The sequence below is a fragment of the Stappia sp. P2PMeth1 genome, assembly GCF_900185735.1.
Taxonomy (GTDB): domain Bacteria; phylum Pseudomonadota; class Alphaproteobacteria; order Rhizobiales; family Stappiaceae; genus Stappia.
Genome location: NZ_FYAW01000038.1, coordinates 1 through 18,996 on the forward strand (window position 1 = coordinate 1; position 18,996 = coordinate 18,996).

Below are 18,996 nucleotides of genomic sequence, written 5' to 3' on the forward strand. Positions count from 1 at the left end.
CCAGCACCGGAGGCTATTATCTGGCCCGCGCCACCGCCCGGATCGGCACCTCCATCTGCCCAGGCAATAGCCGAAAAGCCGATCATGCACTAAGACTAAAACTGGACCACCCTTTGGGGGCAGACCAAGCTGCATGATTGAATCGCTAAACGAATCGGGCGGCTTTGTCGATATGACAAGCCGCATTGAGCTTTCGGGTTATTCCACACATCAAACGATACGATAACAGGTGCCGAGAACCGCGGCTCTCATGCCTGCAGATCAGATCTGTCCTGCACCGGGATGGCAGCACCTCGCGTCTCCTAGGGCTGGCGCTACCATCCGGTTTTGGTCCGACGTCCAAACTCAGGCGGCCGGAACGGCATCCAGAAGCTCGTCAAAGAGCTTCTTTGCTTTCGGTGGATGCTTGACAGCCCGAGCTTCTTCCATGTTACCTGGCGCGCCTACGGCAATAAGCATCACCATTCCCATGCCGTAGTGAGGCGTACATTTCACGCCGTAGACGCCTTCTTTCTCTATGGTGATGGTAATCTCTTCATTGAGTTTGCCCTTGAAGGGTTCCGCGCCTTCGGGCAGCATACCCTTAATGCTTTCGGCATTGTGGGACTTGTCGGTTGGAATGAACGTAACGGTATCGCCGATCGCTGCCGTAACGAAGTCCGGTTCATAGACCATCACGCCCTTCGTTCCCTTGTTCAGCATCTGGACCTCATGATTGGTTCCAGTCTGCGCGCGCGCAGGCAATACAGAGACGACTGTCAGTGCGGTCGCACCGGCGAGCATCTCGCGTCTTGTGAACATATCAAACTCCTTAATGTTGTTGTTACCGATGAACCGGTTCCCCTTCCTGACTCGTCATGGTCAGGTTATTTCGATCTTCCGCCTGTCGTGCAGGCGGGGCCCGTTCAGCCGGCGTTCGCGATCGCGAATGCGATATCCGGTAGACCGATGCGGGCGGCATGTTCCGGAACACGGTTCCGAGCAATACTGCGTCCAATCCGGCTCTATGAAGGATGGCGTCCGGGACCGGACACCGCATGCCATAGGTGAATTGAAACAGACTGCTGCCCGGCTCAAGCCTGAGCGCTACGCCCCGGATGATACGATACACGGTCCGGGTTGACATCGACAGAAGCGGGAGTCCGCTGATGATGGCATCATATCTGGCAGCCTTGCCAATCCCTGCCGCCGACAGGCGGGCAGCGCTGCCCCGGACGATCCGCGCACCGGGGAAGCGGTTGGTAAGAAGCTCTGCGAAGCTGTCATCCAGTTCGACCAGTGTCAGTTGCTCCTCGGCAAGTCCCCGCGCCAGAAGCGCACCGGTGAAGACGCCTGTTCCCGGGCCGAGCTCAAGAACTTGTCCTGTGGTGTGATCGACGGCCTTTGTCATCAACCGGGCCAACGCAGCTCCTGAAGGCAGGACCGCGCCCACCATCAGCGGGTTGGCGATCCACTGGCAAAGAAACGTCAGATGCTGCGGCGTCTGAACCACTACCGGGCGCTCCCTAGGTACGGATGCCTCGCCATGCGAGAAGGCGCATCGCATTGGCGGTGACGAGAACGGTCGCGCCGGTATCGGCAAGGATCGCAGGCCAGAGCCCCGTAATCCCGAGAACGGTCGTTACGAGGAACACGGCTTTCAGCCCAAGCGAGATGACGATGTTCTGCCAGATGTTGTTCATCGTCAGCCGCGACAGGGAAACCATGTTCGCGACGTCCTTCACCCGGCCATGTAAGATCGCAGCATCCGCCGTTTCGAGCGCGACGTCGGTTCCACCGCCCATGGCAATGCCGATGTCGGCGGCGGCAAGCGCGGGCGCATCGTTGATGCCGTCGCCGACCTTCGCGACGAAGCGGCCTTCCTGCCGCATTTCCCTGATCATCCTCTGCTTGTCCTGCGGCATCAACTCGGCGCGGGCTTCCATTCCGAGCGAAGTGGCGATGGCTTTCGCGGTGCGGGTGTTGTCACCCGTGAGCATGACAGAGTCCGCGCCCAGTTCGCGAAGAAGCGCGATGCCCTCCTTTGCGTCCTCGCGCGGCTCGTCACGCATGGCGACCAGACCGGCGATCTCCTTGCCGGCAAGAAGCACTGAAACCGTCTTGCCTTCATCGTTGAGCGCAGCGATGCGGGCAGAAAGCGTCTCGTCAATCTGAACCTCTTCCCTAGCAGCGCGCGGTGACGCGAGAAACAGCTTCACACCATCGAGCGTTCCGACCACACCTTTGCCGCCGACCGCGCCAGCCTCGGACGCGGCCATCAGGGGAACGCCCTCGCTTTCCGCCCTCGCAAGAATCGCCACGGCAAGCGGATGGCTGGAGCCGACTTCGAGAGCGGCAGCGAGGCGCAACGTCTCGCGTTCGTCTCGCGCGACACCAACGATGTCAGTTACCTTCGGCTTGCCTTCCGTAAGGGTTCCCGTCTTGTCGAAGGCGACGCGGTTCACCTTGCCGAGATTTTCCAACACCGAACCGCCCTTCATCAGCAAACCGCGTCGCGCGCCCGCCGAGAGGGCGGCGGCGATTGCCGCTGGCGTCGAGATGACCAGCGCGCACGGACAACCGATCAGCAGGACGGCAAGGCCGCGATAGATCCACGTGCCCCATTCCGCGCCCGCCACCAACGGCGGAATGATCGCAATCAGCGCAGCCACCACCATCACGCCGGGCGTGTAGTACCTGGAGAAGCGGTCGATGAAGCGCTCGGTTGGGGCCTTGGACTCCTGAGCTTCCTCGACGAGGGTAATGATCCGCGCAATCGTATTGTCGGCGGCAGCAGCCGTCACCCTTACCCGAAGCACACCTTCCTGGTTGACGGTGCCGGCGAATACGTTGTCGCCTTCTTCCTTGCGTTTGGGCACCGACTCGCCCGTCACCGGCGCTTCGTCGACAGCGCTCTCACCTGACAACACCACACCGTCTGCCGGCACACGATCACCGGGACGCACCATCACGATAGCGTCGACCGCAAGGCTCTCGGCCGGGACGGTCTTCGTCGTCCCGTCTAACTCCAGCAGCGCCGTCTTGGGCATCAATGTCGCGAGAGCACGAATGGATGCTCTCGCGCGCCCGGTTGCAATGCCTTCGAGAAGTTCGCCCACGAGGAACAGGAAAACGACGACCGCCGCCTCCTCGGAAGCATTGATGATCACTGCGCCGACCGCAGCTACCGTCATCAACATCTCAATGGTGAACGGGCTGCCGTTCATTGCTCCGAAGATGGCCCGGCGGGCGATGGGGATGAGCCCGACGGCCATGGCGACGATGAAGCCCCAAGGCTGCGTCTGGGGATAGATCTGTGCAAGGCCGAAAGCGATCGCCAGTGCGGCACCGCACAGTATGGTCAGTCGCGCCTTAGAGGTTTTCCACCACGGTCCGTCGGAAGGTCCGTGATCGTGCCCATGCAGGCCCGCCAAGGTATCGGTTTGGCCGGTCTTCTCGCTAGAATGATTGTGGGCTCCCTCAGCATGACCGTGGTTGCAACTGGGACCGTGACGATGACCTGTGCCTTCCTCTGCGACAGGAACATCTTTTGCTGCAATCGGGGTCGTCTTGTAGCCGAGGCTCCCAACCTTTTTGGCGAGTGCATCGATGTCAACACGTTCGCCATGGGTAACGGTCATTGTCCCGGCGACAACCGAAACCTTGACGTCTGCGACGTTGTCGAGACGACGTACCGCAGTGTCGATCTTGGTGGCGCAGCTTGCGCAATCCATGCCTTCGACCCGGAACCGGGTCTGGCGTCCATCAGCACTCATGGCCGGCCTCCTGTCATACAGGAGCAAAGCTATAAAACCTCAGGTGGCTAGAGGGTCAAGCACGATTATAGATTTGGTGTGGCTTGTTGACTTTTCCGGGCAGGTCCATGAACTGGCTGACAATTTTATGAAAGCGCGGTGTCGTGTTGTCTTTTCCTCGCCGTCGACATCTGGCCGACTTTAGCGTTCCATTGATCACCATCGTGCAGCTTTTCTATATTGCGGCCCAGTTCGGTTCGCACCTTCTTGCCCGCGACTTGTGGGCAGCCGACATGGCGAACTTCATTCGCCCGCACCTTCTCGCTGCTGGAATAGCGCTGTTTGCAATCAGTCTCGTGCCGCGATCCCGGCTTACGCGAGCCGGCGCTGTGATCTCACTTTTTGCCGCCATTCTTCCATTCGTCTTCCTGCCTACCCCTGCCACCGGAGGCGGTGGCAGCCAGTTCACGATTATTTCGGCCAATGTCCTCTCGGACAATCGCGATCCCCAGCCATTTCTCTCCATTCCGGAAGTCGCTTCAAGTGATATCGTCGTGCTACAGGAAATGCGCCCCGTCTGGCAGGATGCACTGGTCAAAAGCGGATTATGGCGCTTTGAAAGCAGCCGGGATCTGCGGGCTAACACTGACATGAAGGTGTTCAGCCGCTTTCCGATCATCAGCGAACAGGTCGTTTCCCAAGCAAGCCGCGACACGGGAGGCCGGCACCCTCTCAGGCTCGAGCTCCTGATCGAAGACAGGCAGGTCATTCTCTATGCTATTCACGCCCAGACACCACGGAGACCATCGATGTGGCGAGAGCGAGCAGCGTATTATCGCGATCTGTCACAAGCGATTCTGCAGGAAGATGGCGATGCAGCCGTGGTCATCGCTGGAGACTGGAATATGCCGCCTTGGTCGCCCTTCTTTCAGGACTTTCTTGCAGAAACTGGCTACCGAACTACGGAATCGGCGTGGTGGCCGTCACCCACGCGATTCAGCACCCGCTTCGGCAACATGCCTACCCTGGGCACGCCGATCGACAGGATCGTCATCTCGCCGAATATGGGGCTTACCAGCCTAGGTCTCGGACCGCGCTTTCAATCCAACCATCTTCCGGTTATCGCGCGTCTTTCCCTGCCTTGAAGGATACGTTTGCCTCCGATCATATGCTGGGAAAACCACGTCATGCGACCAATCCCGAGGTCGCCGCAGCAGCCGGCCGGAAGGCGTCTGCGCCTTGAATAGCCAAGACCCCGCACGAACCAGAGCAAGACCAGGTAGCTAAAGCCCGGAAGCGCGACCAAGCGACATGAGGTTCAATGGGAGCCTGGATAAGCCAGCCGTGACATTGCGACGTGCAGTCGCAGTAGTGTTAACTTTCCATCAAGGTTAACAATCGATTCTCCTTCTGCGTGGGGCATCCGGAGAATGAGATATTGCGGTCCAAACCGAAAGCTACTTTCGAACGACAATCATCGAACGGCCATCGGCGTGTGCTTGCGATTCTTTGCGCAAGTTGGTTCGTGTTCGGCTTCGCATCGCCCACGGGGATCCAGGGCACCAAATCCGAGTTGGGAATCGCTCCCGGGCCGAATCGCTGGGCGGTATATGTCGAGCAGGCCGACATCTGCTCTCATCTGAAGGAGCTCCGGCTGCCCAGTGCCGCTATTCCTGGCGATGACGAAAACCTGGATCTGGTGCTCGGCGGTCAACGGGTCAATCTGCGGGCGGATCGAGAGGTTTCTTTCACGCCCCAGCGGGTGGTTGAAGAAGCGAAGAAACCACGTCTGGTCAGCGTAGCGTATCGGAAAAACCTGGAGCCCCCTGTTGGAGAGCAGGCGTTGGCTTCGCGGCTACTTTCGTCGGGGACCGACGCGTCATACTTTCTGCGGGGCTTTTCAAAACAGGCAGATCCCGAAATGGTGGCGGGCCTGTCTACGTTTCATAGCCCAGCAGACGACCGTCTGGCCGGTGTACCGGCGGCGCTCGCCGATCTGGTCAATAACGATGGCGCCGACATCCTGGCCACGGCCTACGCCCCAAAGGATGAATTCCATGCGTCTTCCAATGCCTTCGTGGCTTTGCTCGGCCCCGACGAGATGGCCGGTCGCTTCGTTCCGCCCACGGTGGAAGGTGACCACGATTGGATGAAGCAGCCTCTACCGGGATCCGTCTTCTCGACAGCCGAGCAAAAGTGCCTTGCTACCGCAATTTATTTCGAGGCTCGGGGCGAGGAGGTGAGGGGGCAGGCCGCGGTCGCGCAAGTCATTCTCAATCGGGTGCGCAATCCTGCATATCCAGCAAGCGTCTGTGACGTAGTTTATCAAAATGACAACTGGATCAACAAATGCCAGTTTTCCTTTGCCTGCGACGGCGTTCCGGATGTCATTACAGATCGACGCGCGTATCGTCTGGCAAAGGACGTGGCCATGGCAGTTACCGGTGGGAAGATATTCTTACCCGAAGTGGCGTCATCGACCCATTACAACGCCACCTACGTCAGCCCGCGTTGGGCTCGCTCCATGGAGCGTATGACCCAGATCGGTTCACATATTTTTTACCGCACATTCGGCGGGGGGTGGAGTTAGATCATTGTTAGGGACAATTGGTACGAAATCCCCAGTCGAGCGCAAGAGGATTTTTGTAACGTGGCTGGTGGCACCAGCCTGGCTGGCGATGCTGATCGCAACGCAGCCGGAAGGCTTTGAAACGCTGGGCTACAGCCTGATTGAGTTTCTCGGATTCTTCCTGGTGTTTGCTGCCGTTCTCGGAAGGCTCTGGTGCACTCTATATATCGGAGGCCGGAAGGATCTGGATCTCTGCCAAAGCGGTCCGTATTCCCTTACCCGCAATCCTCTCTATTTCTTCTCCTTTCTCGGTCTCGTCGGCGTCTGCCTTGCGGCTCAAAACATTGTCTTGATGATCATAAGCGCGATCGCATTCCTGGTTTACTATCGACCGGTAATCAGGAATGAGGAAAAGCGGCTGCTATCCCTCTTTGGGCCGGACTACATGCTATACATGGCGAGAGTTCCTCGCTTCTTTCCTCGCCTCGATTTGCCGGAAAGCGAAGACACTGTCGTTGTCCACTCTCGGGCATTTGTACGCTCGTTGACGGAAGTCATGTGGTTCCTTGTCGCCATCGTCGGAATTGAAGTTCTTGAAGAACTGCGCCAAGCGGCGGTTATCTCTGGCTGGCAACTCCCATTGTAGGCTGGCCCGCTCCATGTAGTGCTGCGTCGGCGGTGCCACGCTTCACGCTAAGTCCGGCTAGATGCAAATGAGTATCAATTGCCCATCTAGCTGAATTAATTTGACTTTTTAGATCCGTGTTCCTATCTCCCGGCCAATCAGGGAGTAGTCACCGCGCCCGCGCGGGGCCGTGTCAACAGGCTTGCGCACATGCGCATGGCGCGGTCAGCCGATTTAACGGCCCGACGAGACTGTGGCGCCACTGCTCCTATGCGGACGAGCAGGGGTTGGCGCCCGGTAGATGTCCGTCGGGATCACTGTCCAATGTCGCCCTTCACCATTGCCGTACTCGCCCTGAGTATGTCCATCGATGCCTTTGCAGTCTCTGTTGGACGAGGGGCCGCCATCGGCTCGCCGCCCCTGAGAGATGCGTTGCGAACAGGTTTGATCTTCGGCATTGTCGAGGCGACAACGCCCATTCTCGGTTGGATCGCCGGCGTTGCAGCCAGCCGCTTTGTCCAGGCTGTCGATCATTGGATCGCCTTCGCCCTCCTCGCGGGCGTCGGCATTCATATGCTCTACGCGGCAATCTGGGGCTCTACGGATAACCCGTCCAAGGGAAGATCGCTCACCGCCCTGATGGCGACGGCGGTGGGAACCAGCATCGACGCCATGGCGGTGGGTATCTCTCTCGCGTTTCTTCAGGTCAACATCGTCATCGTCGCGATAGCAATAGGGTTTACCACCTTCGTGATGTCCTCGGGCGGCATCCTTGTCGGGAGGCTGATAGGCCATCGCCTCGGCAGGCTGGCCGAACTGATTGCAGGTCTTGCACTTTGCGGCTTGGGGACGATGATCCTGCTCGAACACATGTCGCCGGTGTAAAAAGATGCTTGAAATCGTGGCCGCGCAATAGTTTTGCGGCGTCGCTTTCCAAAGGGAGCTGCGACATTTGAACACTTGAACCTCAACCTGCTCGAGGTCCTACCTTTCCGTTAGCGGGGTGCATTGGTTTACTCAAATAGGTTGGATATCGCTATGTCAGGAACGCTTCTCAACTCGCTAGGATCGGGCGCCAAAGCCACCGGGACTCTTTGTCCACATTGCAGGGTCGACCTCGTTATGAGCGAGCGTCAGGGTATCGAAATCGACTACTGCCCGAAATGTCGCGGCGTGTGGCTGGATCGCGGCGAACTCGACAAGATAATCGAACGGAGCGCTGCGGAAGAGGTGCAGTACGCCCAGAGGCAATCTGGTAGCGGACGAATGCAAGTGTCGTCACGCAATACATCGAATGACTGCCGCGAAGATCACCGCCGCGACTATCGCGACCATGATCGTCATGGCGGACACCATGGTCGAGGGCACGGTTCTTTCCTCGGCCGATTGTTCGACTGACACCCCGCCAGGAGCGGAACGATGAAAGCTGCGCGCATTGGTCGGCTAAGGTGGTACGCCATTGCCGTGTTGACAACGGCCTCGCCGGCCTATGCCCAATCGATCGATCGCGTGGAGGTCGAGAAGATCGTCCGCGAATACATCATGCAAAACCCGGAGATCATCGAGGAAGCACTTACGGAGCTTGAGAAGCGGAACCAAGCAGCTCAGGCCGAGGCTAGGTCACAAGCGATAGTGGCCGAGACTGATGCGTTGCTCCGAGCGAGCGACGATGTGATCTTGGGAAACCCGGACGGGGATGCTACGCTCGTCGAATTCTTCGACTTCAACTGCGGTTATTGCAAGCGGGCGGCGCCTGACGTCAAGGCGCTTGTCGCCGAGGATCCCAAGCTGCGGATCGTCTTGAAGGATTTTCCCATTCTTGGGCCGGGCTCGGTCGAGGCCGCGAAAGTGGCTCTGTCCGTGAAGCGCGTTGCCGGCGACGCCGTTGCGCGTGATTTCCATGTCAGATTGATGGAAATGCAAGGACAGATAAACGCTAGCCGGGCTTTGGATCTTACCGAAGAGATGGGACTCGACCGCAAGAAGCTGTCGGAAGAAATGGCTACTCCGGCGGTCGAGGCAATCATCGCGGCAAACCTCGCGCTGGCACAGCGGCTCGGCCTGACAGGAACGCCCTCGTTCGTCGTCGGAGATCAAATCATCGAAGGCGCCGTTGGAAAGGAACCGCTTGCCGATGCAATCGAAGCGGTCCGCCCGAAATGAGCTCTCCGAAGACCAATCCTCTGCCTCTTTGGACGGCAAACTTGGTATCCGTCTCGGCGAACTGATCGAAAAGCAGGTTCACGGGCTTCCGGGCCATTTCCGGCAGCCGATCCAGTTGCTCCTCCAATCGATCGACGTTCTGTACGCCCTTCGCCGCTATGATACCGAACTCCGTCATGTGGGCGCGGATCGCGTTGCCGATCTGCGCGCGTTGGCGAACCAGAAAGTTTCACGTGCGGTGAAGAAGGTGAAGAACCAGAACCGATGAGAAGGCTTCGCTCTTGATGGCGACAAACCGCATCGAGGGACGCGTTACGGCCATCACAGATGGCGGCCGCATCCGCGGCGTTTGTCCTCCCGCGCTTCATGTAAGGCTTCACATAGGACGGCGGCATCAGCCGGACATCATGTCCTATCGCCTGAAGCTTGCGCCTTTCCGAAAATGACGCTCTCGGCGAGAAGGAGCCCTGCGCCGCACACGATGCCGACATCTGCCATGTTAAAAGCTGGCCAGTGCCATTCACCAAGGTAGAGATCCAGAAAGTCCGTTACTCCGCCAAGGCGCAGTCGGTCGACCATGTTTCCAATCGCTCCGCCCGCGATTAAACCCAAGGCAAACTCGACTATGCGCGACGTCGCTTGCGACATCCAGATCAGGAGCATAACGAGCACAGCCGAAGCGAGGGCGACCAACAACCATTGCGACATGCCGCCAAGAAGCCCAAAGCTCACACCCGTATTTCGTCCCAGGATGATGTTGAAAAAGTCGGTGACGGGAATGACGCGCGGCGGGACCATAATATGGTTCACGATCCACCATTTCGTAGCTTGGTCGACGACAAACCACGAAACCGCTGCAAGAAGGCCAAGGCGGATCATACCTAAATCGTTTCTCCTTCGGCTGAGTTCGCGAATGATGCGTGGCCTCCTTGATGTTGGGGGGCGCTTTCCATGCGGCTGCTCACAAGTTCAAGCGTGCTCATCGCGATACGTTGTAACCCAAGCCCTCCACCGCCTTGAAGACAGCGTCCTGCGATGTCTTCGAGGGATTGAGCTTGACAAGCGCACTATTGTCGATGAGCGAAACCTTGGCAGCCTCAACGCCAGGCAGTGCGCGCACTGCTGACTCGATCTTGTCGACACAGCGTGCGCAATCCATGCCCTCAATCTTGAATTCAATGATCATTGATACTCCCGCTGTCACTGATATTTCCTCTGTATGAGAATGGTGACCAAGCTGGCATCTCTGGTAGCTAGAGGGTCAATAGCCATACCTCAGATTTTCTGCCTGACTTGACGCCTCTGGAGAATTGGCGTTTTCAAGCTTTTCTCGTCTTTCCCTGCCTTCGGGCGATATGCGGGTGTAATCTAGACGGTCAGGAACATTCTCATGCTCTCTCTGCGGCTTCGATCTCAGTTGGCCGGTATTGCTATCGTCCTTGTGGCGGAAGGCGCGGCGATAGCCATGCCGACCGGCGTCTTCTTGCTCTATCCCGGCAACACGGCCCCCAGCGGAGCCGATTGTCGCAGTCTATCCGCGCGCGTGCGACCCTCCGTCGAAAAGGCAGAAGCATGGTACTGGGGACGCGCGCCTTTCGGCTCGGAGATGGAGTTCTACCTGTTCCTGAGTAAAACCAGGATGGAAACGACATTTTCGGCCGAAGGCGACTACGACACCGGAGAGCTTCGCAATCCGCAAACGAGAGGCGACAAGACGACGTTTGAGCTGGTGCCCGACGATCATCCGGCCCAAGTCGTAAGCGGATGGATCGAGCAGAGCCGCGACGGCTCAGTGCTTTCCGTGACGCTACATGACGTTCCCACGATCGCCGCCGAAACGGACCGCACTACCTATTACTGCAGCTTCGATGCGGGCACGCAAATCTGACCGTCAGTGTTCGGTCATGCAGAGATCGTGATTGGCGAGCGATCTGATGACGTAGCAATCCTTCATATGGCCGTCGTGACAGGTGCCGACCATCCGGGTGAGTTCGCGCTCGAGCTGCTGAAGTCGGCCGATCTTGTCACGAACCATCTTCAGCTGGCGTGCGGCAATCTGGTCGGCATCCTTGCACGGGCGTTCCGGATGAGCGCTAAGATCGAGGAGTTCGCGGATAGCCTCAATAGTAAAGCCGAGGTCGCGCGCATGCTTGATGAACGCGAGGCGCTCCCGGTCCGACGTTTCGAACCGGCGCTGGTTGCCCTCCGTCCGGTCTGCGGGTTTCATCAAGCCCATTTCCTCGTAGTACCGTATAGTAGGCACCTTTACCCCGGTCTGCTTCGACAGCTCCCCGATCGTCAACAACGCTAACACTCCTTGCTCCAAGTTTCTTTCTCCCTCCAGAGTCATGCTATCCCTATCTTCCTGCAACACGACAAATGGTCCTCCCAGTTGAACAATTTGTGATCACTTTCACTCAGCCCGCACCTGTATCGTGAACGTCATTCGGACAGAGACTCATGAAGCCAACATTACATCTTCTCCTCTTGGCCGTGGTCGCGGTGCCCAGCATCACCGTTGAAAGCAGCGCACGGGAAATCCAAGTCTCGCACGAGAATTCGGCGAAAATGCTCCAGATCGAGCATGCCGAGGTGCTCATCTCTTCTTCAAATACGTCGTTGCGGACGATATATCTGACAATATGGAACGGGACGACCTCGTCAGAAAACCTGATCGGTGTTGAAAGCGACAGCTTTACCGGCGTCACGGTCTTCAGAAATACCTTCGGCCGTCGTGAGCGAATGAATAGCGTCCTGACGATTCCTGCCCACGCCGAGCTCAAGATGGTGGAACCGGGAGTTCATCTGGCGCTTGACGGATTTGTCGCCAATCCGCTTCAGCCGAACACCATGCCGCTCACATTACGGTTCGAACGCAGCGGCTCCATCACGGTAAACGCAAAAATTGTGCAGGATAGGAGCGAACTGACCCACCACCGTCATGGCGAACAAGATACTCCGTCCGAGTGACACTCGATGACCCAAGCCGGTCGGTAAACACAAGACTAAATAACACAGGCAGATTTTCGAGGTATTTGATTTTAATTTATCATATTGATTTTATTTGATTTTTCCTGGTGCCGTGTAGGTTCTCTCCATCAACAGTTGGGGAGACAGGACAATGAGGACTATCTGGGGCACGGCAATTGCCTTTCTCATGCTTTGCTCGGCAGCGATGGCAAGTGCGGCGCATTACAACCCAACACAAGCCGATCGTCCCAACATGCGGACGTTCGGGACGACCTCAATGCCGTATGGCTATTATGATTATTGTAAGCGTTACGAGGATCGATGTGCGCGCCGGGCGGGAGGAACGATGGTCGAACTCACACGCTCCGCATGGAGCGACATCGTCCGCGTCAATACTGAAGTGAATAGCATTCCCGCCTTGACAGATATGGAAATCTACGGCGTTGAGGAGTTCTGGGAATACCCGACGAGTGCAGCAGATTGCGAAGATTACGCACTTCTCAAACGCCAGCGCCTAAACGAAATCGGCTATCCGCTGGGCGCACTGCTGCTCACCACCGCACGAGATGCCAAAGGTGGTGGCCATGCGGTACTCACGGTCGTGACATCTCTGGGTGATTTCATCCTGGACAATCTCGAACAGAAAGTACTGCTCTGGAGCGATGCGAAGATTTACTTCCTGAAGCGCCAGTCCCAGCGGAACCTCAACCAGTGGGTAAGTCTGCGCACCGACGAAGAATTTCTTATATCTTCCGGCAACAACCATGCGCCTTCAACCGCTGCCACGACCGTGAACAGGTAAACCGCGAAGCCTCCGTAGATCATCTCCATGGTGTTATGGCCGAGGCCCAGACATACCAGCGCGAAAACCAGCGTCAGAATGGAGTAGGCGGCCGCACCCGCGGCGACGAAGGAAAATATGATAAGCGACATGAACTGGACCGCTGTCTCCCGAGACTGCGGTCCATTGTTTCACGGCAGAATGGAATCGGCCATTCAAGCCTGGGTGATACAGATGTTATCCTGGCGTCGATACCGCTGCAGGAAGGCGCGTTTCAGCCTGAATATGATACAGGCTGAAGCTGAACACCGCGGCAATGAAAAGGACGAGCCCCAGAAGCACGACCATGTTCATTTTTGATCGGCGGCGTGTGATTCGCAGCGTTTCTGCACTAGTCAGATGGTCCAATCTCGTCACCGTTCTAAATTATCTTCAGGCCCGCAAGCAGGATTACTCCCTTTAAACCCCAACTGACGCGAGCAACAGGAGGGTCGATGCGGTGATGTGTCGCTCCCGAATTCGTCAGACGCAACCGGTCGTTAACTATGCTAGCAACAGAATAAGGATGGTGTTCTCCGCCGCTCCGAGGCTCGGATCTGGTTCTGTTTCATGTTCTACGCGTTAAAAGCAATTTCCGTCGGCCTTCTTGCCATTTCGCTCAGCGGTTGCGTCTCGAGTGTACTGGATGTCGACAACAAGGCTTCCCAACCTATTCCGGCCTTGCTGGTCGCCGAGATGTCGAGAAAGTCGATGTCTCCCTCTTCGCCGATCCTTGTTCGCATTTTCAAACAGGAGAGCGAGCTGGAAATATGGAAGCAGGATCGCACCGGCAAATATGCTCTCCTGAAAACATACCCAATGTGCCGATGGTCCGGGAAACTCGGCCCGAAGACCCGCGAAGGTGACCGTCAGGCACCGGAAGGCTTTTACCACGTCAATGCGGGAATGCTGAACCCCACCTCCCAATATTATCTGTCTTTCAATCTCGGCTATCCGAACCGGCTTGAAGCGGCACTGGGGTATTCGGGTGACGCCCTAATGGTGCACGGCGCCTGCACCTCCTCGGGATGCTATGCGCTAACGGATGATGGGGTCGCCGAGATCTATGCCGTCGCGCGCGAGGCTTTGAAGGGCAGCCAACAGTCCTTTCAGGTTCAGGCTTTTCCCTTCCGCATGACGCCGCAAAATATGGCGAAGCATCGCGATGATCCCAACTTTGCGTTCTGGACCGACCTGAAGCGCGGCTACGACAGCTTCGAGGTAACGCGTCGCCAGCCCAGGATTTCGCATTGCGGCGGCCGTTATGTTGTGGACACAGAGTTTGAGGCCGGCGAGCCGCGCAATCCGCTTGCCGCCTGTCCACCGGCCGTCAACCAGTCTCATCCGGCGATAGCCGGTCGTACGCAAACCGATTTACGACAGGCAGACTTGCTGGTTTCGAGCGGGAGTGCGCTGTCTGCTCATTCTTACGTAGACGGTGGGATGCATCCGAGCTTTCGCAGGCTACTGAAACGGAATGGTCAGGATGCGCTTGCGAAGCGAACATCGCCGCGGTCTTCTGTGCCCGTCAGCCGGCCCGACGCAGCGCTCGCGGACCCGCATTCTCCGGACGAGTAACGGACATGTTGCGTGGTTTTCTGTCACTGCTGGTCGCCCTGTTGTTGGCCCTGCATTTGAGCGCTGCAGCGTCCATCGCTGCGCCGGTGACAGACAGTCCCCACCTGGTTTCAGCGGATGTCCTCACGGATACAGAAGTCAGTTCGATAATTTCTGCCATCGGCGACAACAATTCCCTACCGGAGCACTTGCGCGCATCCTGTCACGATCATTGTTCCAATCTGATGGCCTGCACTGAGCGTCCTTCAGATCCGTCCCCTGGTGAACCGACCAGGACCTTCGGCCAGTTCAATATAGCTTCAGCCAGCCTCTCTCGCTTACTGCGCCCTCCCCGATAGCAAGGTGCAACGAGTGTGAATACGCGCGCGGGTTCATCATTGCCTGTCGAGCAGTATCGCACTTCGCCCTTCAGTACGCCCGCAAATCGAGGCGATATCACCAGCTATCAGGAGCGAAGCTTTGAGCTCGAATTATCCAGGCGGGATGCTGTCACGCCGCAAATTTCTCACTGTGGCTACGGCCGCAACAGCAACCGCAGCCTTGCCGGGATGCGCGACAACCGAAGATGCGCCCGTCAGTCCGGATCCAGGCAAACCTGCCGTCGATGCTGGCTATGCACAAATGTACCGGGCAATACCGGAAGAAGACTACCCGATCCCTGCCGTCGATCTCAGCAAAGTTAAGCGGCGCTTCTATCGCCAGCTTGTCAATGATCCGACAGGCGAGCGGCCAGGGACGATTGTGGTCGATACGTCGGCATTCCATCTCTATCTGGTGCTGCCCGACGGGAAGGCAATGCGTTATGGCGTGGGGCTGGGACGTCAGGGATTCACTTGGTCGGGTGTTGGCGTCGTTCAATACAAACGGCGTTGGCCGCGGTGGACTCCTCCGGAGGAAATGATTGCGCGACAACCTGAGCTGGAGAAATACAGCGCAGCCAATGGCGGCATGGATCCAGGGCTTAACAATCCGCTCGGTGCACGCGCACTCTATATTTTCCAGGATGGTGTGGACACACTTTACCGAATTCACGGCTCGCCAGAATACTGGACCATCGGCAAAGCGGTATCGAGCGGATGCGTCCGACTGATCAACCAGGACATCATCGACCTCTACAATCGTGTTTCGACGCCGGCACCCGTGATCGTTCGGGGCGGTTCGACCGCATAGCGTTAGCACGAAAAATCACTTGAACCTCTAGCGGGCAGAGCTTGTAGCCTCCCGTTGTCGAAAGGATCAACTCATGAAACGTCGCACATTTCTTATCGGTGCGTCAGCCACGACCGTGGCTTGCGCACTATCGTCATCAGCCTTTGCACAACCAACCGAGCAAGAGCTCCTCGCGCCCGGCGCGCTACCAGACAAGGTGTTCGGTCCAGACGATGCGCCGGTGACAATCATCGAGTACGCGTCCCTGACCTGTCCGCATTGCCGGACGTTCCATGTCAACGTCTGGCCCGGCCTAAAGGAGAAATATGTCGATGCTGGCAAGGTCCGCTTCATCATGCGCGAGTTCCCGTTCGACCCGCGCTCTACTGCCGGCTTCATGCTTGCGCGCTGCGCGGGAGACGAGAAGTGGTATCCAACCCTCGATCTGCTTTATCGGACCCAGGAAACATGGGCCCGCACCTCGGACGGCACGGGCGCAATGAAGTCGGTCATGGGCATGACCGGTATGGACGAAGCCGCGTTCGAAGCGTGCCTTCAGAATGAAGAACTGATGCAGCAGGTGCAGGCAGTAGCCGAAACCGGGCGCGGTTTCGGGGTCGATTCCACGCCTACGTTCTTCATCAATGGGCAAATGTATAAGGGTGCGCTGAGCGTTGCACAGTTCAGCGAAACCATCGATCCGCTGCTTGCAGCCTCGGATCAGTAGGGGCGCCATCAGATGACAATCTTATATTCCACGCCGTCGAAAAGTCTGCGCCGGCTCGCCTTGGCCCTTCTGATGACCACGGCATCCGGTTCTGCATTTGCACAGTCAGACGAGGTTGTCGCCCGCGTGAATGGTAGTGACATCACGCGTGCAGATGTCGCCGTCGCTGAGGAAATGTATGGTCCACAACTTGGAACCATGCCGGCCGATGCCAGGCTTTCCGTTATTGTCGATACGCTGATCGAAATGCGGATCATCTCCGATGCCGCGAAGAGTGCAGGTATCGAAGACCGCGACGACTACAAGCGGCAGCTGCAATTCTTCGAACAGCAGACGCTGCGGGCCATCTTCATGGAGCAGAAGGCCGCTGAGGCCGTTACCGACGACGCTATTCGTCAGATCTACGACCGACAGGTCGGTTCGATACCGGTAGTTTCCGAGCGGCGTCTGCGTCATATCCTCGTGGCATCGGAAGACGAGGCAAAGGAGATCATTACGGCTCTCGGGAAGGGTGGCTCGTTCGCCGAACTTGCAGCCGAACGCTCGCTTGATGCCGTGTCGAAGGTGAACGGCGGGGATTTGGGCTTCGTTGCTGAAGGGCAAACAATTCCTGAAGTCGACAAGGCGGCCACGGGGCTTGAGGCGGGCGACTACACCAAGGAGCCCGTGCGGTCCGCTTTTGGGTTTCACGTCATCCAGCTCGAGGAAAGCCGCGACAGGCCACCGCCTGCATTTGAGCTGGTCGAGCCGCAAATCCGTCAATCTCTGACGACCGCCGAAGAACGTCGCATTTCGAGTGAGTTGCGGGCCACAGCCAGCGTTGAGAAGCTAGTTCCGGATGTCGTGCCTCCGCAGGAGGATGATGGCCATGACCATTGATCGTCGGGCGTTCGGCTTCGGTCTTCTGGTTGCGGCGGCCGCTTCCCTCACGCCGGTCAGCGCTTTCGCCAACGCTCGACCTGTCAAAATCGAGCAGCGATTTCTGCCCCAACGGGTCAGACACAATTTCACTGAGCCTGTCGGCACCATCATCGTCGCGCCGCGTGAGCGGTTTCTTTACCTCCTGGAAAGTCCGACGCTGGCACGCCGCTACGGGATAGGGGTCGGCAAGGCCGGGCTGGCGTTCAAGGGCAGCGCAATTATCGAGCGCAAGGCCAAGTGGCCCTCGTGGCGCCCGACACCCAACATGATCAAGCGAGACCCGCAACGCTATGCCAAACATGCAGGCGGCGTTGCGGGCGGCCCGAACAATCCCCTCGGCGCGCGCGCGCTCTACCTCTATCGAAACGGACGAGACACCTACTACCGCATCCATGGCACCAACGAGCCATGGACGATCGGCAAGGCGGTGTCGAACGGATGCATCCGCATGGTCAATGATCACGTCCGGGAACTCTATGAGTTAACGCCGATCGGGACACGCGTCGTGGTGGTGTGATGAACCGGAATATCCTCGTCATCGGGGCGGGGCAGGCCGGCCTTGCCGCCGGCTACCACCTGCGCGGAGCAAGCCTTCCCTTCATCATCGTGGAGGAAAGCAACCGCATCGGCGATGTCTGGCGTAACCGATATGACAGCCTCACACTGTTCACCACCCGTCAGTTCAGTGCGTTACCGGGAATGCAAATCCCAGGCAACCGGGACGGCTACGCCAGTCGCGACGAGTTCGCCGAGTATCTGGAAGCATATGCCCGGCGCTTTGCGCTTCCGGTCAAGCTTGGGTCACTGGTAACGCGTCTGACCCGGTCTACGGACGGTTTCGAAGCGACGCTCTCAAATGGCGAGATCATCGCCGCAACCGATGTCATTATCGCCACCGGAGCATTTCAGGTTCCAATCGTTCCCCCCATCTCAGCGGAATTTGGTTACGAGGTCCTGCAGTTGACGGCAGCAACATTCCGCAACTGCAACCAGTTGCCCGATGGGCCCGTTCTGGTAGTCGGAGATGGAGCAAGCGGACGCGACATAGCGATCGAAGCCAGGAAACGCCAGCCAGTCTTGCTCTCCGGCGGCAAATCGCGAAAGCTTCTGCCGGAACACATTCTAGGAAAGTCGATCTGGTGGTGGCTCAGCCTTATTGGCGCATTAGAAGCACCGGCAACGTCTTTCCGCGGCCGCATAGTCAGAAAAACCGATGCTTTCCCCGACAGGGATATACGGGGCGAGGCATTGCAGAGACGTGGTATCCAGCTCATGAGCCGGCTCGTGGGGGCTGAAGCAGATGTCGTGAAGTTTTCAGACGGCAAACTCGCTCAGGTCCGCACGGTGATCTGGGCTGTTGGCTATCGCGACGAAACCGAATGGGTGGACATCAAAGACGCAGTGGATGCCAAGACCGGTTTCGTCCACTCAGAAGGCGTCTCTCCGGTTAAGGGCCTCTACTTCCTGGGGAGGCCATGGCAGCGCAATCGCTCTTCCGCTCTGATCATGGGTGCAGGCCCCGATGCCGCGTCAGTGGTCAGGAAATTGAGAACTGATCACGTGCAGGCGTAGCGACGGCTCGTCGTTTCATGACGTAGTCGTCGTCCAGTATAGGACAAGAAGGGTTTGGTGACAGCGTGCATGCCACACGACACCACGGTTTCGAGGCCGAAGCTTTCCAAAACATCAGCATAGCGCCGCCCCCGTGACAAACCGCCTCGCGCGTCCGCTTGGCGGTTG

At 57.9% G+C, this 18,996-nt stretch carries 21 protein-coding genes and 1 pseudogene; 15 read left to right on the forward strand and 7 right to left on the reverse strand.

Annotation, left to right across the window (positions count from 1 at the left end; genetic code table 11):
* Positions 1–345: 345 nt before the first annotated feature.
* The 3 genes from P2PM1_RS21360 to P2PM1_RS21370 are packed head-to-tail and all read right to left on the reverse strand — an operon-like array spanning position 346 to position 3,755.
* Complete coding sequence (locus P2PM1_RS21360) at positions 346–801, reverse strand: pseudoazurin (RefSeq protein ID WP_186400458.1); 456 nt, start codon at positions 799–801, stop codon at positions 346–348.
* A 22-nt stretch (positions 802–823) separates the two neighbouring features.
* The gene (locus tag P2PM1_RS21365) at positions 824–1,492 is read right to left on the reverse strand and encodes a class I SAM-dependent methyltransferase (RefSeq protein ID WP_186400459.1); all 669 of its coding nucleotides are present in this window, start codon (positions 1,490–1,492) and stop codon (positions 824–826) included.
* Between the two features lie 13 nt (positions 1,493–1,505).
* On the reverse strand, positions 1,506–3,755 hold the full coding sequence (locus P2PM1_RS21370) for a heavy metal translocating P-type ATPase (RefSeq protein WP_186400460.1): 2,250 nt from the start codon (positions 3,753–3,755) through the stop codon (positions 1,506–1,508).
* Between the two features lie 191 nt (positions 3,756–3,946).
* On the opposite strand from P2PM1_RS21370, the gene P2PM1_RS21375 reads away from it, so the two are divergent.
* The 6 genes from P2PM1_RS21375 (at position 3,947) to P2PM1_RS21400 (ending at position 9,091) form a co-directional block, all read left to right on the forward strand.
* Positions 3,947–4,879 (forward strand): endonuclease/exonuclease/phosphatase family protein, encoded by a 933-nt coding sequence (locus tag P2PM1_RS21375; RefSeq protein ID WP_186400461.1) that lies wholly within the window; start codon positions 3,947–3,949, stop codon positions 4,877–4,879.
* A 293-nt stretch (positions 4,880–5,172) separates the two neighbouring features.
* Positions 5,173–6,324, forward strand: coding sequence for a cell wall hydrolase (locus P2PM1_RS21380; RefSeq protein ID WP_186400462.1), 1,152 nt, complete (start codon positions 5,173–5,175; stop codon positions 6,322–6,324).
* Positions 6,325–6,328: 4 nt separating this feature from the next.
* Positions 6,329–6,949 carry an isoprenylcysteine carboxylmethyltransferase family protein gene (locus P2PM1_RS21385; protein ID WP_186400463.1) on the forward strand — a complete coding sequence of 207 codons (621 nt, stop codon included), beginning with the start codon at positions 6,329–6,331 and terminating at the stop codon, positions 6,947–6,949.
* A gap of 303 nt (positions 6,950–7,252) precedes the next feature.
* Positions 7,253–7,813 carry a manganese efflux pump MntP family protein gene (locus P2PM1_RS21390; RefSeq protein ID WP_186400464.1) on the forward strand — a complete coding sequence of 187 codons (561 nt, stop codon included), beginning with the start codon at positions 7,253–7,255 and terminating at the stop codon, positions 7,811–7,813.
* Positions 7,814–7,966: 153 nt separating this feature from the next.
* Positions 7,967–8,326: a zf-TFIIB domain-containing protein gene (locus P2PM1_RS21395; protein ID WP_186400465.1), complete on the forward strand. Its 360-nt coding sequence runs from the start codon at positions 7,967–7,969 to the stop codon at positions 8,324–8,326.
* 21 nt (positions 8,327–8,347) lie between these two features.
* Positions 8,348–9,091, forward strand: coding sequence for a DsbA family protein (locus P2PM1_RS21400; protein ID WP_186400466.1), 744 nt, complete (start codon positions 8,348–8,350; stop codon positions 9,089–9,091).
* Positions 9,092–9,131: 40 nt separating this feature from the next.
* On the opposite strand, the pseudogene P2PM1_RS21405 reads toward P2PM1_RS21400, so the two are convergent.
* From P2PM1_RS21405 to P2PM1_RS21415, 3 genes and pseudogenes are all read right to left on the reverse strand, one after another.
* A pseudogene (locus P2PM1_RS21405) lies at positions 9,132–9,522 on the reverse strand (IS110 family transposase); the annotation flags it as partial.
* Positions 9,497–9,970, reverse strand: a complete 474-nt coding sequence (gene lspA, locus P2PM1_RS21410) for a signal peptidase II (RefSeq protein ID WP_186400467.1) — start codon at positions 9,968–9,970, stop codon at positions 9,497–9,499. The pseudogene P2PM1_RS21405 and the gene lspA, both read right to left, overlap by 26 nt.
* Positions 9,971–10,070: 100 nt before the next feature.
* Entirely contained in the window at positions 10,071–10,277 is a 207-nt protein-coding gene (locus tag P2PM1_RS21415) for a heavy-metal-associated domain-containing protein (protein ID WP_186400468.1), read from the reverse strand.
* 204 nt (positions 10,278–10,481) lie between these two features.
* Here P2PM1_RS21415 and P2PM1_RS21420 point away from each other — a divergent pair, with 204 nt between their 5' ends.
* Positions 10,482–10,979, forward strand: coding sequence for a hypothetical protein (locus P2PM1_RS21420; RefSeq protein ID WP_186400469.1), 498 nt, complete (start codon positions 10,482–10,484; stop codon positions 10,977–10,979).
* A 3-nt stretch (positions 10,980–10,982) separates the two neighbouring features.
* Here P2PM1_RS21420 and P2PM1_RS21425 read toward each other — a convergent pair whose 3' ends face one another.
* Positions 10,983–11,396, reverse strand: coding sequence for a helix-turn-helix domain-containing protein (locus P2PM1_RS21425; RefSeq protein ID WP_035029533.1), 414 nt, complete (start codon positions 11,394–11,396; stop codon positions 10,983–10,985).
* Positions 11,397–11,551: 155 nt separating this feature from the next.
* On the opposite strand from P2PM1_RS21425, the gene P2PM1_RS21430 reads away from it, so the two are divergent.
* The 8 genes from P2PM1_RS21430 (at position 11,552) to P2PM1_RS21465 (ending at position 18,828) form a co-directional block, all read left to right on the forward strand.
* Positions 11,552–12,061: a copper chaperone PCu(A)C gene (locus P2PM1_RS21430; protein WP_186400470.1), complete on the forward strand. Its 510-nt coding sequence runs from the start codon at positions 11,552–11,554 to the stop codon at positions 12,059–12,061.
* Positions 12,062–12,212: 151 nt separating this feature from the next.
* Positions 12,213–12,863 (forward strand): transglutaminase-like cysteine peptidase, encoded by a 651-nt coding sequence (locus P2PM1_RS21435; protein ID WP_186400471.1) that lies wholly within the window; start codon positions 12,213–12,215, stop codon positions 12,861–12,863.
* 588 nt (positions 12,864–13,451) lie between these two features.
* Complete coding sequence (locus P2PM1_RS21440; protein WP_186400472.1) at positions 13,452–14,459, forward strand: murein L,D-transpeptidase family protein; 1,008 nt, start codon at positions 13,452–13,454, stop codon at positions 14,457–14,459.
* Positions 14,460–14,942: 483 nt separating this feature from the next.
* Positions 14,943–15,629: a L,D-transpeptidase gene (locus P2PM1_RS21445; RefSeq protein WP_186400497.1), complete on the forward strand. Its 687-nt coding sequence runs from the start codon at positions 14,943–14,945 to the stop codon at positions 15,627–15,629.
* 73 nt (positions 15,630–15,702) lie between these two features.
* On the forward strand, positions 15,703–16,335 hold the full coding sequence (locus P2PM1_RS21450) for a DsbA family protein (protein ID WP_186400473.1): 633 nt from the start codon (positions 15,703–15,705) through the stop codon (positions 16,333–16,335).
* Between the two features lie 12 nt (positions 16,336–16,347).
* Positions 16,348–17,214 carry a peptidylprolyl isomerase gene (locus tag P2PM1_RS21455; RefSeq protein WP_186400474.1) on the forward strand — a complete coding sequence of 289 codons (867 nt, stop codon included), beginning with the start codon at positions 16,348–16,350 and terminating at the stop codon, positions 17,212–17,214.
* Complete coding sequence (locus P2PM1_RS21460; protein ID WP_186400475.1) at positions 17,198–17,773, forward strand: L,D-transpeptidase; 576 nt, start codon at positions 17,198–17,200, stop codon at positions 17,771–17,773. The genes P2PM1_RS21455 and P2PM1_RS21460 overlap by 17 nt, the downstream gene beginning before the upstream one ends.
* Positions 17,773–18,828, forward strand: coding sequence for an NAD(P)/FAD-dependent oxidoreductase (locus tag P2PM1_RS21465; protein ID WP_186400476.1), 1,056 nt, complete (start codon positions 17,773–17,775; stop codon positions 18,826–18,828). Before P2PM1_RS21460 ends, P2PM1_RS21465 begins: the two co-directional genes overlap by 1 nt.
* Positions 18,829–18,996 lie beyond the last annotated feature (168 nt).